Source organism: Anaerophaga thermohalophila DSM 12881, from assembly GCF_000191885.1.
Classification (GTDB): Bacteria; Bacteroidota; Bacteroidia; order Bacteroidales; family Marinilabiliaceae; genus Anaerophaga; species Anaerophaga thermohalophila.
In genome coordinates this window covers 134,722-150,389 of sequence record NZ_AEWI01000012.1, presented here as the reverse complement: position 1 = coordinate 150,389, position 15,668 = coordinate 134,722, and the positions used below count along the sequence as shown (strand labels likewise).

Sequence of the window (15,668 nt, the reverse complement as noted above, 5' to 3'; positions counted from 1 at the left end):
TTGCCCGTATAAAGAAAGAATATTTACAGTGATGAAACGAGCATGGCAAGGTTTGCCACAAAAGAACATGTATAAGACTCTTGCATGCGAGTTCCATTCAACCAATAACTTAGACTAATTTTATACTGATGAAACGAGCATGGCAAGGTTTGTTACAAAAGAAGATGTATAATTAACCTCTAATCAGCAAAGAAACAAAAAACAGGGAACAGATTCTTCGTCGTTACCTCCTCAGAATGACATTAGACAGTCTGTCATTCTGAGCGGAGCGAAGAATCTAAAAATCAATTAAAGCATAATAAGTTGAATCATTCCAATGACTTAGACTAATTTTATACGGATGAAACGAGCATGGCAAAGTTTGTCACAAAAGAACATGTATAAAACTCATTCATGCGAGTTCCATCAGACCAATAACTTAGACTAATTTTATACTGATGAAAATAAATTACACCCAATCATTTTAATGACGGATAAAAGTTCGTTCAGACTTAATCTAACGGACTATTGCAATAGCTGATTCAGTATTTTCTTAATTTTGGGAGAGTCCCATTTGGCTGCACCTGTTTTACTGATAAGCAAACGACCCGAAGGAGACACCAGGTATGTAGAAGGAATTGTAGAGGTTTCGAATACCGCCGGAACATTACTCAGGAGTGAATAAACCGGCATAGAATACTCATTCTTTTCAATAAATCTGTTAATCACAGCTGCATTCTCATTACTGATCAGTATAAATGCCACCTTGTCTTTGTATTCATCATAGAGCCTCTGTATAGAGGGCATCTCGGCCACACAGGGTGGACACCAGGTGGCCCAGAAATTGACAAACAATGGTTTGCCTTTGAAATTTTCCAGACTCAGTTCTTTTTGTTCCCCGGTTCTCGTCAAAGACAATTGCCAGTCATTTTCGGAAAGGAAGACTACCTTATCGGTTTCGGAAGGAGAAAACAGTGTCTGTCGGATTAAAAAAACTGACACCGGTTTACGTGTGCCGGGAAACAACATGACAATAACAAACGCCATGAACAGAAAGTCGAGGACAATAGTCCACCAACGTTTTTTTCTGCTGTATCTTTTCCAGAAGTTCTTCATTTCACTTCACTATTTTAATTTACAGGACAGTTCCTCTACGTCGTATTCTTACCACTAATGCCATTTCGTATAATTCCTGTACTCGCGTACCTCATCCAAAAATACTTCTTTCAGGAATAACTTCAACGCTATTTCACCAAAATGTTCAGCCAGGCGGGTAAAGCAAATTTCTTGTATTGCTTCCCTTCCGCAGTTTCAATAGACGCTCCGACACGGGTCGCCCCTTTAAGATCAGGAATTTTCTCATAAAACTGGTCCAAATCGATAACGACTTCGTGACCGGTTCCCGGCGTCAAAGTTAAAGGAAACATATCTTCCTGGTTGCTGCTCTTCAGACGAAACCGCCGTTCATTACCCCATTTGCTGAAAAGAATCATCGGCGCAAGAAATGTAAGCCCTTCAGAAGTTCTGTTTTCCACGGATATTCGCAACAATTTCCGACCAGTTACCTTATCTTTCATCCTGGCCACTTTCATCTTTACATGCCCCGGGAACAATGACTGCATCAGATTTCTCCACCATGGCTGTCTTGCCACCCAAACAATACCAGCCCCCAACGCCAGAAGTAACAACAACGTTATGAAACCGCCCGGTCTCCGTGTTTGGTCGGGCTTACGATCACGTATCAACTCTTCATAACTTTTCAGATAGGGTCCATTGTTATTTCTTTTTTCTACCGTTTCAGCGTCAGTTTTTTTAAAATCTGATTGCTGTGCAGCAAATCTTGCCTGTTGATTGCAATAATTCACAATAAACAGGAAAAACAAACCTATGAGAATAAAGTTCCCGTATTTACGCCAGAATCGTCTGAAATCGAAAGGTTGCATCATACTGCTTCGTTATTGTGGAAAAGGCTGCAGGCCCTTATAATTGATGTAATATTCTCCGTCAATTTCCGGTTTTCCCATTTCTTCATCGGTATCTCCGTTGGCATTGGCAATACCCACGCTCGCAAAATAACACAATGCTCCGTGTTTCCGGGCATGCATACTAACACGGGCCGCAACACGGGGTGTCAACACCCCCATATCAGGAAAGGTGGCAGTGCGAACCACTATAAACAACAATTTCCCGTTTCGGCGGGCAAGTATCTGGGGATCGATATCCGGTTCCTTTCTCACATTCAGGACTTCATACCCATTGTCAATCAAGTCTTTATACACAACCTTTATGCCCAAAAAGTGCAAATCTTCTTTTCCCATCAATTTTTCTCCGGCCATAAATATATCTGTATTTTGTATTTGTGTGTAAAATGCCACTATTATACATGGTTTAACGCACATTTGCACAGTACGAAAAACTTTTTTCCTATTTTTGTGCCATGTGGATTTTAGTGATCGCTATATTGGCTGCATTAATCGCAGCTATGATTGCCACAAAGCTTTCATCTTCGCGGAAGCCAGGCACTGATACAACGGTTGAACCTCCGGCGGGCGACTGCTGTGGCGCCCATGAAGTATGCGAAAAAAATGACCTTATGGCACATCCACCGGAAAAAATCATTTACTTCGACGACGAAGAACTGGATGTATTTCGCGACAAAGACCCTGCCACATATACACCCGAAGAGGCAGAACAATTTCGGGAGGTACTCATCACAATGCACGCCCGGGAAGTGGGCGTCTGGCTGAAAAGTCTGATGGCACGCGGCATAAAATTACCGCCTGATGTTCGTGAAGAAGCATTGAATATCCTTAAAAAACAAAGAGCCTGAGCTCGTGTCGTATCAAGGCAATAATCAATGAACGAGTGTCCCTGTTTTTTCTCCTTTCAGAACTTTCATAAGATTGCCTTTTTTATCCATATTAAAAACCAACACAGGAAGACCATTCTCCTTGCACATGGTTGTAGCTGTAAGGTCCATCACTTTCAACCCCTTATTGTAAACTTCATCAAACGAAATGGACTCGAATTTTACGGCCGTCGGGTCTTTTTCAGGATCAGCCGAATAAACACCGTCAACACGGGTTCCTTTCAGCATTACATCCGCCCCTACCTCAATCCCTCTGAGAGCAGAAGCCGTATCCGTTGTAAAATAGGGATTTCCGGTTCCCCCTGAAATAATCACCACTTCGCCGGCATTGAGAGCATCAACCGCTTTGGGTTGTGAATAAAGCTCTCCAACAGGTTCCATACGAATAGCCGTCATCACCCTTGAACGAACGCCTTTGTTCTGTAAAGCCGAAGCCAGAGCCAGGCTGTTTATAACGGTGGCAATCATCCCCATCTGATCGCCTTTATAGCGATCGAATCCCTTGGCTGCACCACTCAAACCGCGAAAAATATTTCCACCTCCAATGACAATGGCAACCTGAACACCGTATTCAACTATTTCTCCAATTTGTGAAGCATAATCGTCAAGCCTTTGGGCATCAATGCCGTGTCCCTGTTCTCCCATGAGGGATTCGCCCGACAGTTTTAGTAAAATTCGTTTGTATTGCATATAACAGATCCTTAGGTTTTGAGCTTGTAAGTTGCATCCAAAAAACTGATATTGTACTTTGACGGAACAAGAATATGCCTGTTTTGCAAAAAGCCGATGTCAGAGATTTAATACAACAATGAGTTTGGCAACAAAGATGCTTTTCATCCGTATATAATTTATTTAATAAGGTCGGATAGAACTCGCATGCAAGAACTTATACATGTTCTGTTGTGGAAAACGTTGCCATGCTCGTTTCATCTTACATTTAATAAATTGTTAAGGCTGTTAGAATTGTTAAAGTTGTTAATAATGTGTTAGTTGTTAGAATGGTATAAGTTTTATTACATTAGCTAACAATCTAACAGTCCTAACAATTTTATAACAATTTTTGTCATGCTCGTTTCAAATAATAGACAAAATTACGAATAATTTACAAGGGTTTGATAACAGGCTGCTATTTCATGATACTCACTAAAGAAGGTTTCCGGCAGATGGTACATGCTGCCCGTACCGACTTTTCCATGTTATTGCTGTCGGTTTATTTGCTTATTTACGGTTCAGGGAAATGGTCAGTTGACAGACACTCACAAGGGCATTAAAAAAGGACTGCCCTTAAGGTACAGTCCTTTATCATATCCTGCGTAAAAATTATTCCAAATTGTTAGTTATTCAGGGAATACCGCTTGAAACCGGTCACTGTTAGTTCCTTATCGGCACCTTGAATATACTGCTTAATGGACAATTTATTGTCTTTAATAAAAGCCTGCTCGAGAAGCGTACTTTCTTTGAAGAACTTTCCAAGACGTCCCTGGGCAATACGGTCAAGCATTTCTTCAGGCTTACCTTCATTACGGGCCAGCTCTTTACCAATCTCAAGCTCTTTGTCGATAACATCCTGGGGTACAGAATCGCGATCGACAGCAATTGGTGCCATAGCAGCCACCTGCATGGCCACATCTTTGGCCATCTGATCATCCACATCGGCTTTATTAAAACCAACGATTGTGGCCAGTTTATTGCCGGGGTGAATGTAAGCCACAACCTTTTCTGCTTCTATAACTTCAAAAGCAGCAAGTTCAAGTTTTTCACCAATAATGCCGATTTGTTCGGTAATAACATCTTTAACAGGAACACCATCCAGCTCAAGAACCTGAAGTTCGTCAAGGGTTTTTACGCCCTTCTCAAGCCCAAGGTCGAGGATCGATTGTGCGAGTGCCACAAAGCTGTCATTTTTGGCCACAAAATCGGTTTCACAATTCAAAACTACCAACGCACCTTTTTTGGCATCACCGGTAACTTTTGAAAGGACAACACCTTCACTGGCTTCGCGATCAGCTCGTTTGCCGGCCACAACCATTCCCTTTTTGCGGATTACCTCTACAGCTTTATCAAAGTCGCCGTCGGCCTCCTGGAGAGCTTTCTTGCAATCCATCATACCGGCGCCTGTCATTTTTCTGAGTTTACTTACATCAGCAGCAGTAATAGCCATGATATATCTTTTAATTAGGTTATTATTAAAATGAGTGGATTAACCCTCATTCCTCTCTCAAACAATCCTTATTCCTGAGTATGGTCTAAAAAGCATCTTTGTTGCCAAACTCGTTGTTGTATTAAATTTTTGAATTCTCATTAACAATAAGTTAACTCAGGCACAAAAATTTAAAACGCCTGGATTTTAACAAAAAAATGCTTTTTATACTGCACTCATTCTTCTTTTCCGGATTCTTTTTCCGTTTGTTCTTCTGCATTTTCAGGAACAGCTTTTTCAGAAGCAACCTTTTCCTCAGTCTTTTCTGTTTTTTCTTTCTCGGTAGAAGATGAAGCTACGGGTTCCTTTTTGGCAGATTTTTTATTTCCTGAAGCATCTTCTTTTTCTTTACGGGCACGCGTACGACGTCCTTCTGTTCTTTTCCCGCCTTTTTTGTCACCCTGAGAATCTTTTTCTTTTTCGGCTTTACGTTCAGAGAGACCTTCTTTAATGGCCTGTGTCATAATATCAACGATAAGCTCAATGGAATTGGAAGCATCGTCGTTGGCAGGAATAACAAAGTCAATTCCATTGGGATCGGAATTGGTGTCTACCATTGCAAAAATGGGGATGTTCAGTTTTTGGGCCTCTCTAACGGCAATGTGTTCTTTCATCACATCTACCACAAACATAGCAGCAGGAAGACGATTTAAATCCTTGATGCTGCCCAAAGTTTTTTCCAGTTTGGCACGCTGACGGGTAATTTGCAATTTTTCCCGCTTTGAAAGGCGATTCCAGGCATCATCACCCATCAGTTTGTCGATGGAGCCCATTTTTTTAACTGCCTTACGAACCGTGGGAAAATTGGTAAGCATACCGCCCGACCATCGTTCGGTCACATAAGGCATATTGATCGCACCAACCTTATCGGCAATAATATCTTTAGCCTGTTTTTTGGTAGCAACAAAAAGAATTTTGCGGCCCGATTTAGCAATTTGTTTCAAAGCATCAGCGGCTTCATCAATTTTAGCAGCTGTTTTATGCAGGTCTATGATATGGATCCCGTTGCGCTCCATAAACACGTAAGGAGCCATTGCAGGATTCCATTTTCTTTTGAGGTGGCCGAAATGTACACCGGCCTCTAATAATTGTTCGAAATTTGTTCTGGGCATGTTGTTTTTTTTAAACGTTTACATTCTGTGTAAAGCAACCATTAAGTAGTCCGTAACGCGGAATCTTAACAGTTTAGATACTAAACGTACCAGACGATTATTAACGCTTGCTAAACTGAAATCTTTTACGTGCTTTGGGTTGTCCTGGCTTTTTACGTTCAACCACCCGTGAGTCGCGCGTCAGAAATCCTTCTGCACGCAAAGCACTCTTGTTTTCTTCGTTGATCTTGACCAGCGCTCTGGCAATGGCCAGACGGGCTGCTTCGGCTTGTCCTTTAATTCCGCCACCAGCAAGATTCACTTTGATATCGTATTCTCCGGCAACATTCAAAGTATTAAGCGGTTGCTTAACGATATACTGAAGAATAGCTGAGGGGAAATATTGAGTCAGGTCGCGATTGTTGACGGTAATCTGCCCTTTGCCCTCGGTAACATAGATACGGGCAATGGCCTCTTTTCTTCGTCCTATTGCGTTAATTACTTCCATACTGCTTATTTAATGGTATTAATATCAATAACCTTCGGCTTCTGAGCTTCCTGTTTATGCTCCGAACCAACGTAAACATAAAGGTTGCGCAGCAGTTTTCTTCCCAGTTTATTTTTGGGTAACATCCCTTTTACCGCATGATGAACCAGTTTTACCGGGTCTTTGGCAAACATCTCAGCGGGCGTTGTTTCTTTCTGCCCTCCCGGATATCCGCTGTGTGAAAACATCACACGATTGCTCCACTTTTTACCGGTAAGTTTTACTTTCTCAGCATTTATAACGATCACATTATCACCACAATCGAGATTGGGTGTAAAATTCGGTTTGTGTTTCCCCCGAAGCAATTTTGCAACGCGGGAACTCAAGCGACCGAGCACCATATCGGTGGCATCAACTACAACCCATTCTTTATTGATTGTGTCTCTTGTGGCCGATTTTGTTTTGTAACTTAAAGTATCCACAGTCTTCCTCTTTTGAATATTAGACCTACATTAAAATTAATACACAACACACTTGTATCCCTTACCGTTACTGATATCGGGCAAACATCAACAACGATAAATCAATTGCGATACAATCATTTGTGTTGTTTAGCATGGATAATAATCGGCCGCAAAAGTACAGCTATTTTTAATAAATACCAATCTTTCAGCAACAAAATTTGGACGTGAGAAAAGAAACGCAAAGATACCATGACGCAAAGATTATTCGTGGAAACTTTTAATTTTGTAAAAATTTTCACGAGTTTATAGACAAGCAATAGTCACTTCGCGTTCGGGCTTTTTTTAAACGGACGATTGCCTGTATATTTGTATTGTAAAAATGAAACAATGCAAACACACGAAGAATACATGAGAATGGCCGCAGAGCTGGCTGAAAAGAGTGTCAGAAAAGGCGGAGGACCTTTTGGGGCGGTAATAGTAAAAAATGGTGAAGTCATTGCTGCCGCTTCCAATCGTGTAACCGAAAAACATGACCCGACAGCACACGCAGAGATGGAAGCCATCCGAATAGCCTCACAAAAGATTGGTACACACGACTTAAGTGGCTGTTCTATTTACGCCAGCTGTGAGCCTTGTCCCATGTGTATGGGTGCAATTTACTGGGCACGACTTGATAATCTCTATTTTGGCAATAACCGCAGTGAAGCGGCATCCATAGGTTTCGACGATGAATTCATATATGAGGAGTTGGAGAAACCTTTTTCCCGGCGTTCCATTCCCACCAGGCAGATAATAACCGGGAACATAAAAAATGCTTTTGAGGAATGGTTACAATTCGAAGACCGAAAGGAATATTAGGATGAGACTGCACCGCGACTTCTACTCCCGTGATGTTCTGGAAGTAGCACCCGACCTGTTAGGAAAGGCTTTGGTACGCCGTTTTGATGATGGTAAAATCCTGCGTCTGACCATCAATGATGTAGAGGCTTACAGAGGGGAAGAGGATCTGGGTTGTCATGCCAGCAAGGGACGCACACCCCGAACGGATGTCATGTACCATCAGGGGGGCCGGGTATATGTCTATCTCATATATGGGATGTACTGGATGCTGAATTTCACTACAGGCAGGGAAGACCATCCACAGGCAGTACTTATTCGCGGTTCGGTTGAAATTGAAGGTCCCGGTCGCATCGGACGGGCCCTGAAGCTGGATAAATCGTTTTACGGCGAAGACCTCTCCACATCGGAACGGATATGGGTAGAAAACCATGTAAATTCTGATAAAATTGAGATTATGACTTCTCCCAGGGTAGGTATAGACTATGCTGGAGAGCATTGGGCGGGAAAGCACTGGCGGTTTAGATACTGAACTGTTTTTTAGTTTCTGTCCATAAAGTACCATTTGCTGTGTAACGATTGCCGCTAAAAGAGTTCGTTTAACACTGAAATAAACCCTTCTTCACCCATTAAAAAAATTCTTCCTCAGTTATAAAAAAAGACGGGTTAAACACAATCTGTAATCCCGGTGCAAAATCGAAACGATTATCCCTGACATCGTAATACCCTTCAAAAAGAAAAGAGAACTTTATCTTTTCAAGAAATATTCTGTTATAGCCAACTTTTATAGTTATCAGCTCACGCACCGGGATGTAAACATTATCTCGAATAGGAGAAACCGATTGGAAAATGCCCCCTCCGCGTAAAGCCACAAAATCTTTACCATAGAAATAACCTGCCATCAGATTCGTTCGCCGGCTGGTAGCCGTTAAACCCGTATACCAGGCATGTCCTGTGTTAACCCCTGACTGACCGGCTTCATTAAGATTGCGGTAGGCAATGGCATAACCAAAAAAACCGATATTACTAAACCGTCTACCAAGAGAATACTCTGCCTTCAGTCCACCGGCAATATCGATAGATGTTTGAACTCTTTCGGGATAATCACTCACTTCTCCACCACGGTGAACAGCAATAATATTAACGGGAACGGAAACACTCCATGCAGGGATAAATCCATCAGCCAGTAAATATTCACCTCTCACACCTGCAGTAAACCACTCCGGTATCTTGTCGCCTTCCTGAATAAACTGTTCCCAGTCGACCCATACATCAGCCTGAAGTTGGGGCCGGTTGAACAAAAACTGTAATCCGTTTTCAACAGGGCGTACATACTGTCGTTCATAATCTAAAAGCGGTTCAATAACATCGTGATGGATATGACCCCGCAAAGACCCCATAATGACATCCACAGAAGGCGAAAGTCTGAGATGAGCAGACAGCACCGGACGCACTTCACTATAATAATTCAAGCCGCTGTATTGCTGAAGAAAAACGCCAACTCTTAAACGTAAACGATCCCCTGCATAATACATAAGGGAGGGTTGAATACCGTAGCCAATCAGTGTATGCCCCCAGGCAAACTTGTTCTTGTACTCATTATCCTTTACAAAATTTATATTGGCTACGTAAAATAATAATTGATTAGCGCGGTCTGTTTCAAATTCGGGATAATAATACCGGAACTCATTATTTATCTGAGCAACAGCAGTGATAGAGGCACAAAATATGGAAACACACAAGAAATATTTTTGTATCTGTCGATTAATCATGTCCGAGGAACCAGTCTTTTCTCCAAATTAAGTAGTAATTCTTCTCTTTCTATCCATGGGTTCGGGCTAAAAAGTGTCTGTTCATTAAGTACCATTTGCTGTGTTACGCCTGCCGACAAAATACTCATTTACGAAACGAGCATGACAAAGTTTGCCACAATAAGAATATTTATAAGTTCGTGCACACGAGTTCCATCAGACCCTAATAAATAAATTTTATACGGATGAAACGAGCATGACAAGGTTTGTCACAATAGAACATGTATATAACTCATTCATGCGAGTTCCATCAGACCAATAATTTAGACTTATTTTATGCTGATGAATCCTCATTAACAACGGGTTAACTCCGAACAAAAATTTAAAACATCATGATTTTGACAAAAATATGCTTTTTATACCTTACTTACTCATATAATTCAGAAAAAAGTTCGTACCAAAATTTTTGCAAGCAATCGACTGAACCGAGCGGCCGCTCGCTTACAAAAACTTAGGTCTGAATTTTTTTATTTATCAAGGCCGAATAGCCTGCCCCGATTTATCGGTATAAAAAGTGGAAACAGTTTCTTGAAATGTTATTTAAGCTTGAGGCAACACTAGCGGTGATAGCATTCAATCTGATTGTTTTTCTCATTTTCTATCTGAATGGTTGCATGAGAAATGTTGAACTCATCCTTCAGCATTTTCTGGACATCGGCTAAAAAATGGTCTCCTCCGCCTCCGGGAACAACAAGGTGAACGGAAATAGCCGTTCGGTTAGTACTAAGCGCCCACACATGCAAGTCGTGCGCATCATAGACACCGGGATAGTTGTTCAATGCATCTCTGACCTCTTCAATATTAATATTTTTCGGGACGGCATCCAATGCAAGATTCACGGAATCGACGAAAAGGCGCCATGTACTCCATAAAACAACGGCTATAATGACAAAGCTGACGGCCGGATCGATCCATTGATGACCCGTAATATTGATAAGCAAGCCAGCTACAACAACGCCAAGGGACACACCGGCATCGGCAGCCATATGCAAAAAAGCGCCCTTAATGTTTAAATCTTGTTTCTGGTCTTTCATGAAAAGCAGAGCCGTAATGGTGTTAATAACCACACCTATGCCCGCAACAATCATTATACTCGTGCCTGCCACGGGTTGTGGTTCCTGTAATTTAATAAAAGCATCTTTTGCAATAAAAAAAACAGCCATAAAAAGCAGAACGGCATTAAAAATGGAAGAAAGTATGGTACTTCGCTGCCATCCATAAGTGTATTTCCCACGTGGTGTCATATTTGCCAGACGGAATGCCCCCCATGCAAAAAACAACCCCAATACATCGCTGGCATTGTGGCCTGCATCGGCCAGCAAAGCCGACGAGTTGGCAATTAACCCGTAAAAAACCTCAACACCGACAAACGCAAGGTTAAGACCTATACCTATGGCAAACGCCCTACCGTGGGCAAAATATTGATGCTGTGGCTGTGACATTTTATATCATATAATTTGAACAACTCTCAGGGATGGACGCAAAAATAACATTTTCAAATAAAACCAACCAACCTCTTGTTTGGTTAACTTGGTTTATTCATAAATTTTCTATATTTCGGACATGTGGATCGACCTGGGATATTTGGGCCTGTTTCTGGCCAGCTTTTTAGCAGCAACCATCATCCCGTTCAGTTCGGAATTTGTACTGAGCGGCATTCTGGCTGCCGGTGGTAACCCCGCATTAAGTCTTGTTACGGCAACGCTTGGTAACTGGCTGGGCGGACTTACTTCTTACTGGATAGGATGGCTGGGAAAATACGAGTGGATTGAAAAATATCTGCGCATTCCAAAAGTAAAACTTGAAAAGTGGCACAAAAAAGTAGAAGGAAAGGAATGGTGGATAGCTTTATTTTGTTGGCTGCCCGGTGTTGGAGACATCATTGCTGTAGTACTCGGGTTGCTCAAAAGCAATTTCTGGTTTGCAGCCACCGGAATGCTTGCAGGAAAAGCATTGCGCTATCTGGTATGGGGAATGCTTACGCTGGAAATTATTTCGGGTCTTTAAACGCTGAAACGCAAAGACCCAGAGCTAATATAAGGGAACATTTTATGCAGTAGTTCGTTAAATTTCGTGTAATTCTTGTTGTTGAATTTAACTCTCTGATAATAAGAACAATAAATTTTATCAACTTTGGCTTTAGTTGAGGCTTAATTGCACCTTCACGTTTTCATTAACGCGGTGTTGCAAAAACCTGTACCCAATATTTCCCGTCGTGCGAAAGCGCTGCCCCCATTTCGGTAAACTCCCCGTTCATAATGTTGCTGCAATGCCCCGGACTTTCGAGCCATCCTTCTACAACTTCCTTAACAGAACGGGGCCCCATTGCAATGTTTTCACCAACTGCCATCCACAAATAATCCTCGTGTTCAATTCGCATTACTACCGTCGATTTATCTGAGCCGATATGATCAAAAAAATCATTGTCGGCCATATCGTCGGCATGTTTTTGTGCTGCCTTCGCCAGTTTTGCATTCCATTGAAGCGGTGGTACGGCCTCCTGCCTTTTTCCTCCACAAAAGCGCCTGGTCATCCGCGCTTCGTTGACCAGTTTCAGCATTTCCCTCTTATCAATCTTAACATCGGAATAATCAATGCTTTGAGCTATCCCCAAGACGCCCAATGAAAATACTAAAACAGAAATCAGTGCTTTTTTCATTCGTATAAAATTAGTCGAAGTTATTGGTCGAATGGAACTCACATGATTGAGTTTTATACATGTCCTTTTGTGACAATCTTTATCATGCTCGTTTCATCAGTATAAAATTTATATAAGTCATTGAAATGATGTAACTTATCACACTTTAATTGATGTTAGATTCTTCACTTCGCTCAGAATGACAGACTGTCGAATGTCATTCTGAGGAGGTAACGACGAAGAATCTGTTCCTTGTTTTTGGTTTCTTACATGATTAAAGGTTAGATGGTGTTTATACATGTTCTTATGTGACAATCTTTGTCATGCTCGTTTCATATTGTAATAATTTGGAACTAAGAAGCTTTCACCTTCTGTTCACTGCACCATTCCATCATTCCACCATCCTGCCTTTCTATCGTCCAATTCTTCTATGGCTTCCACGTTCAAAGACCACAGGAAGGAGTTCCTTTTATGCTCCAGACCCCAAGCTCTTTGTCCCATGCACTCTGCTACATGTCCAATGTTCTGCCTGTAGACTACTGTCAACTAACAATACTATCCATCTGTTGGTTGCGGATTGTCGGCCTTAAGCGAACCAAAAAATATGAATATAACAAATATCAATCCAAGCCATCCCATGGAGGTGTAGGTTTTGAAAAATGTTTTGGAGAGACTGAAAAAATAGGGTGCCAAAGCACTGGCAAATACAATCATCGACATAGCCCGTCCGGAGTCAGCCCGAGAGCATCTTTCACCGGATCGGTAAAGGCCGACACACCAATGGTCTGCCCCGGCACACTTGCCCATATCCCGATGGTCCCGAAAAATGCAACTACATAACCATAGAAAAATGGCCATCTCGCCGGATGCATTTTTTGTACTTTTTTGTTTCCCATAACCCGGCAAAGTTACCAAAAAGCAAAAAAGTATAATGTCAGCGTACGTCAAAAGCATCTAAAAAATGAAAACATCATGTTTCCCATTTCAACCCTGATTTTTGGATGTCCACGACAATTAATTACATCCGGTTATATAGCAGTTATCTGACTATTTTTAGCTTAAATAAGAATTTCATTAACAATCGGTTAATTTAAATTCCAATAAAGAGAAATGTGACACCACCGAACTTTCAGAACGACTGTTTTGTTTATAGACAATTATCAATGAGCCCGGTCTAAAAAGCATCTTTGTTGCCATACACATTGTTGTTTTAAATTTTTGAAACGGGCATGACAAGGTTTGCTTTAATAGATTATCAGATTTTTAGATATAAGTAATTTAGCCATTAGTTTTTAGCCATTAGCCACCAGTAGTGTGAATTATAAACACAACATACGTCTTTGCGTTTAAGCTTTTTTTTCTACCCTCATGCAACATTACAGTTTGCCCGTATAAAGAAAGAATATTTACAGTGATGAAACGAGCATGACAAAGTTTGTCACAAGAGAACATATATAAACCTTTGCATGCGAGTTACATCAGACCAATAACTTAGATTAATTTTATACTGATGAAAAACATTGATCCTGAAAGGACAGAATCAGGCAACTATTTATGGGCCGTTTTGCTGATAACGGCCATGGCCCTTTTATTTAATCTGAATGGGTGGGGGGTTACAGAAACCAGTGAAGCCCGCTATGCCGAAATTGCTTATGAAATGTATCAAAGCGGGGATTATCTGCATCCCCGTCTGTTGGAGATTCAACATTACCACAAACCCCCTGTTACTTACTGGATAACAGCTCTCTCTTATCATATTTTCGGACCAAATGCTTTTGGAGCACGTTTCTTCCTGCAAATCATGATACTAATCCAGATGTGGTTGGTTTTTCGTTTGTCGGTAATGTTAACAAGAGACAAAAAAATCGCTTTCACCGCTACCCTTCTCTACATCAGTTTCCCTGCAGTAATGATATCAGCCCGGGCCCTTACCACCGATGCCTTTCTTAATACATTTGTTTTACTGTCGATTTTCTTCTGGACCAAGCGACGCATCACCCACCATCCCCTTTGGCTTTATCTTACGTATTTGTCTCTTGGACTCGGATTCATGACCAAAGGGCCTGTTGTCTTTATCATACCGGCTGTAGTCATACCTCTAATTAATCACCTTTTCCCGATGAAGCATAAAAAGCAAGGGTTTCATCATCTCATTGGACTGCTGGTATTTTTATTCAGTGGTGTATCGTGGTATCTTTTTCTGGTTTGGAAGAATCCGTCCTTTCTTGACTACTTCGTCATAGAGCACACCATCAATCGGTTTGCCACCAATCAGTTTCACCGGGGTGAACCATTCTGGTTTTACCTAATCCTGGTACCTGCCATGTCGTTTCCGTGGCTGGTGATGGCAATATGGCACTCATCCAAAAAGTTAAAAAGTCCATTCACCTACAAACGGGTACTTTGGCTTTGGATCGGCATCCCTTTGTTCTTTTTTTCGCTTTCCACATCCAAATTAATTCTATATGTATTGCCGGTTTTCCCGGCAATAGCCATCATTGCTGCCAGCACCTGGCGTCGCCTGCCGGAAAAAGTCCGACGGCGTTGGAACATGGTTATTTTCTCTTACCACGCCCTGATCCTTGCATCACTACTTTCTGCAAGATATTTTACTTCGGAAGGTATCAACTTCTCTATCGGGATGTACTTTATAACTGGCTTGATGGGCGCATTGATCGCGTTTCAGATCATTAAAATTTCCCGGACTCAAATTGCTGTGCCGGTCGCAAGCATCTTTTCGCTGTTACTTGTTGTCTTCAGCACCTATTTCATGCAAGCCAATCCGCGCCTTGCCAATGACCAGAGAAATGTGGCTAAAGAGGCAAAAGCAAAACTCTCTGACGAAGGGCACATCATGGTTTATGACAGACGACTGCCTTCTGTAGCCTTTCATGCTCATCAGCCCATTATCTCAATCTATAATGGGAACAGAGGCCTGGAGCGGGAAACAAAATTTGAAAAAACAGATAAATGGAAAAATTCTTTAATAGACATTGATGATGAACGATTAAAAAGCCCTGCCTTCTTTAAAGGCAGCGTTTTACTATCCCGAATAAGTGATGCCGACGAGCCTGCTTTTAAAAAACTGGATGACTTCTTCGCTCAGAGAGATACTGTTGACGGATGGGTAATTCTATCCAATGTCACCTCCAAAAAATAGTGACTACAACAAAGGTGTTTGTTTTTATTTTGTCCCTGTTCTGATTATGGCGGAAAAGAGGACAATTTGCTCATTCATTCTGAACCTGCAAAAAATAAACAGATGCAAACAGGATTCAGGACAATTTTAAAC

The 15,668-nt window shown here is 41.5% G+C and carries 19 protein-coding genes; 6 read left to right on the top strand and 13 right to left on the bottom strand.

Annotated features, from left to right (window positions below):
• Positions 1 to 504 precede the first annotated feature (504 nt).
• The 3 genes from ATH1_RS0104735 to ATH1_RS0104725 form a co-directional block, all read right to left on the bottom strand.
• Positions 505 to 1,095: a TlpA disulfide reductase family protein gene (locus tag ATH1_RS0104735; protein ID WP_010418274.1), complete on the bottom strand. Its 591-nt coding sequence runs from the start codon at positions 1,093 to 1,095 to the stop codon at positions 505 to 507.
• 128 nt (positions 1,096 to 1,223) lie between these two features.
• Positions 1,224 to 1,925, bottom strand: a complete 702-nt coding sequence (locus tag ATH1_RS0104730) for a hypothetical protein (RefSeq protein ID WP_139035246.1) — start codon at positions 1,923 to 1,925, stop codon at positions 1,224 to 1,226.
• A 9-nt stretch (positions 1,926 to 1,934) separates the two neighbouring features.
• Positions 1,935 to 2,315: a hypothetical protein gene (locus ATH1_RS0104725; protein WP_010418269.1), complete on the bottom strand. Its 381-nt coding sequence runs from the start codon at positions 2,313 to 2,315 to the stop codon at positions 1,935 to 1,937.
• A gap of 146 nt (positions 2,316 to 2,461) precedes the next feature.
• Between ATH1_RS0104725 and ATH1_RS0104720 the strand changes: the two genes are divergently transcribed.
• The gene (locus ATH1_RS0104720) at positions 2,462 to 2,809 is read left to right on the top strand and encodes a hypothetical protein (protein WP_245531713.1); all 348 of its coding nucleotides are present in this window, start codon (positions 2,462 to 2,464) and stop codon (positions 2,807 to 2,809) included.
• A gap of 24 nt (positions 2,810 to 2,833) precedes the next feature.
• Here the strand turns inward: ATH1_RS0104720 and pyrH are convergent, their stop codons facing one another.
• Complete coding sequence (pyrH, locus tag ATH1_RS0104715; RefSeq protein ID WP_010418262.1) at positions 2,834 to 3,538, bottom strand: UMP kinase; 705 nt, start codon at positions 3,536 to 3,538, stop codon at positions 2,834 to 2,836.
• Between the two features lie 443 nt (positions 3,539 to 3,981).
• Here pyrH and ATH1_RS20925 point away from each other — a divergent pair, with 443 nt between their 5' ends.
• Positions 3,982 to 4,119 (top strand): hypothetical protein, encoded by a 138-nt coding sequence (locus ATH1_RS20925; RefSeq protein ID WP_010418259.1) that lies wholly within the window; start codon positions 3,982 to 3,984, stop codon positions 4,117 to 4,119.
• A 62-nt stretch (positions 4,120 to 4,181) separates the two neighbouring features.
• Here ATH1_RS20925 and tsf read toward each other — a convergent pair whose 3' ends face one another.
• The 4 genes from tsf to rplM form a co-directional block, all read right to left on the bottom strand.
• The gene (tsf, locus tag ATH1_RS0104705) at positions 4,182 to 5,009 is read right to left on the bottom strand and encodes a translation elongation factor Ts (RefSeq protein ID WP_010418257.1); all 828 of its coding nucleotides are present in this window, start codon (positions 5,007 to 5,009) and stop codon (positions 4,182 to 4,184) included.
• A gap of 215 nt (positions 5,010 to 5,224) precedes the next feature.
• Entirely contained in the window at positions 5,225 to 6,160 is a 936-nt protein-coding gene (rpsB, locus tag ATH1_RS0104700; RefSeq protein ID WP_010418253.1) for a 30S ribosomal protein S2, read from the bottom strand.
• 100 nt (positions 6,161 to 6,260) lie between these two features.
• A complete protein-coding gene (gene rpsI, locus ATH1_RS0104695) occupies positions 6,261 to 6,647 on the bottom strand; it encodes a 30S ribosomal protein S9 (protein WP_010418251.1) in 387 nt (128 codons plus the stop codon).
• Between the two features lie 5 nt (positions 6,648 to 6,652).
• Complete coding sequence (gene rplM / locus ATH1_RS0104690) at positions 6,653 to 7,108, bottom strand: 50S ribosomal protein L13 (protein ID WP_010418248.1); 456 nt, start codon at positions 7,106 to 7,108, stop codon at positions 6,653 to 6,655.
• Between the two features lie 369 nt (positions 7,109 to 7,477).
• Here rplM and ATH1_RS0104685 point away from each other — a divergent pair, with 369 nt between their 5' ends.
• Positions 7,478 to 7,948, top strand: coding sequence for a nucleoside deaminase (locus tag ATH1_RS0104685; RefSeq protein WP_010418244.1), 471 nt, complete (start codon positions 7,478 to 7,480; stop codon positions 7,946 to 7,948).
• A gap of 1 nt (position 7,949) precedes the next feature.
• A complete protein-coding gene (locus tag ATH1_RS0104680) occupies positions 7,950 to 8,459 on the top strand; it encodes a DNA-3-methyladenine glycosylase (protein ID WP_010418241.1) in 510 nt (169 codons plus the stop codon).
• Positions 8,460 to 8,556: 97 nt separating this feature from the next.
• On the opposite strand, the gene ATH1_RS0104675 is transcribed toward ATH1_RS0104680, so the two are convergent.
• The gene (locus ATH1_RS0104675) at positions 8,557 to 9,669 is read right to left on the bottom strand and encodes a hypothetical protein (RefSeq protein ID WP_245531712.1); all 1,113 of its coding nucleotides are present in this window, start codon (positions 9,667 to 9,669) and stop codon (positions 8,557 to 8,559) included.
• Positions 9,670 to 10,295: 626 nt separating this feature from the next.
• Positions 10,296 to 11,180, bottom strand: coding sequence for a cation diffusion facilitator family transporter (locus tag ATH1_RS0104670; protein ID WP_010418236.1), 885 nt, complete (start codon positions 11,178 to 11,180; stop codon positions 10,296 to 10,298).
• Between the two features lie 121 nt (positions 11,181 to 11,301).
• Here ATH1_RS0104670 and ATH1_RS0104665 point away from each other — a divergent pair, with 121 nt between their 5' ends.
• A complete protein-coding gene (locus ATH1_RS0104665; RefSeq protein WP_010418233.1) occupies positions 11,302 to 11,745 on the top strand; it encodes a YqaA family protein in 444 nt (147 codons plus the stop codon).
• A 166-nt stretch (positions 11,746 to 11,911) separates the two neighbouring features.
• On the opposite strand, the gene ATH1_RS0104660 is transcribed toward ATH1_RS0104665, so the two are convergent.
• From ATH1_RS0104660 to ATH1_RS21050, 3 genes are all read right to left on the bottom strand, one after another.
• Positions 11,912 to 12,397, bottom strand: coding sequence for a CAP domain-containing protein (locus ATH1_RS0104660; protein WP_010418230.1), 486 nt, complete (start codon positions 12,395 to 12,397; stop codon positions 11,912 to 11,914).
• A gap of 354 nt (positions 12,398 to 12,751) precedes the next feature.
• Positions 12,752 to 12,922: a hypothetical protein gene (locus ATH1_RS21390; RefSeq protein WP_010418226.1), complete on the bottom strand. Its 171-nt coding sequence runs from the start codon at positions 12,920 to 12,922 to the stop codon at positions 12,752 to 12,754.
• Between the two features lie 164 nt (positions 12,923 to 13,086).
• Positions 13,087 to 13,248 (bottom strand): hypothetical protein, encoded by a 162-nt coding sequence (locus ATH1_RS21050; protein ID WP_010418220.1) that lies wholly within the window; start codon positions 13,246 to 13,248, stop codon positions 13,087 to 13,089.
• A 638-nt stretch (positions 13,249 to 13,886) separates the two neighbouring features.
• Here ATH1_RS21050 and ATH1_RS18935 point away from each other — a divergent pair.
• Positions 13,887 to 15,536 (top strand): ArnT family glycosyltransferase, encoded by a 1,650-nt coding sequence (locus ATH1_RS18935; protein ID WP_010418218.1) that lies wholly within the window; start codon positions 13,887 to 13,889, stop codon positions 15,534 to 15,536.
• Positions 15,537 to 15,668 lie beyond the last annotated feature (132 nt).

Excerpts from the sequence above, each read along its gene's own strand:
- ATH1_RS0104685 (WP_010418244.1), top strand. The coding sequence starts at position 7,478 with ATGCAAACACACGAAGAATACATGAGAATGGCCGCAGAGCTGGCTGAA.
- pyrH (WP_010418262.1), bottom strand. The coding sequence starts at position 3,538 with ATGCAATACAAACGAATTTTACTAAAACTGTCGGGCGAATCCCTCATG.
- ATH1_RS0104670 (WP_010418236.1), bottom strand. The coding sequence starts at position 11,180 with ATGTCACAGCCACAGCATCAATATTTTGCCCACGGTAGGGCGTTTGCC.
- ATH1_RS0104680 (WP_010418241.1), top strand. The coding sequence starts at position 7,950 with ATGAGACTGCACCGCGACTTCTACTCCCGTGATGTTCTGGAAGTAGCA.
- ATH1_RS21050 (WP_010418220.1), bottom strand. The coding sequence starts at position 13,248 with ATGCATCCGGCGAGATGGCCATTTTTCTATGGTTATGTAGTTGCATTT.
- ATH1_RS0104725 (WP_010418269.1), bottom strand. The coding sequence starts at position 2,315 with ATGGCCGGAGAAAAATTGATGGGAAAAGAAGATTTGCACTTTTTGGGC.
- ATH1_RS0104730 (WP_139035246.1), bottom strand. The coding sequence starts at position 1,925 with ATGATGCAACCTTTCGATTTCAGACGATTCTGGCGTAAATACGGGAAC.
- rpsB (WP_010418253.1), bottom strand. The coding sequence starts at position 6,160 with ATGCCCAGAACAAATTTCGAACAATTATTAGAGGCCGGTGTACATTTC.
- ATH1_RS0104735 (WP_010418274.1), bottom strand. The coding sequence starts at position 1,095 with ATGAAGAACTTCTGGAAAAGATACAGCAGAAAAAAACGTTGGTGGACT.
- tsf (WP_010418257.1), bottom strand. The coding sequence starts at position 5,009 with ATGGCTATTACTGCTGCTGATGTAAGTAAACTCAGAAAAATGACAGGC.
- ATH1_RS0104665 (WP_010418233.1), top strand. The coding sequence starts at position 11,302 with ATGTGGATCGACCTGGGATATTTGGGCCTGTTTCTGGCCAGCTTTTTA.
- ATH1_RS0104660 (WP_010418230.1), bottom strand. The coding sequence starts at position 12,397 with ATGAAAAAAGCACTGATTTCTGTTTTAGTATTTTCATTGGGCGTCTTG.
- ATH1_RS18935 (WP_010418218.1), top strand. The coding sequence starts at position 13,887 with ATGAAAAACATTGATCCTGAAAGGACAGAATCAGGCAACTATTTATGG.
- ATH1_RS20925 (WP_010418259.1), top strand. The coding sequence starts at position 3,982 with ATGATACTCACTAAAGAAGGTTTCCGGCAGATGGTACATGCTGCCCGT.
- ATH1_RS0104720 (WP_245531713.1), top strand. The coding sequence starts at position 2,462 with ATGATTGCCACAAAGCTTTCATCTTCGCGGAAGCCAGGCACTGATACA.
- rpsI (WP_010418251.1), bottom strand. The coding sequence starts at position 6,647 with ATGGAAGTAATTAACGCAATAGGACGAAGAAAAGAGGCCATTGCCCGT.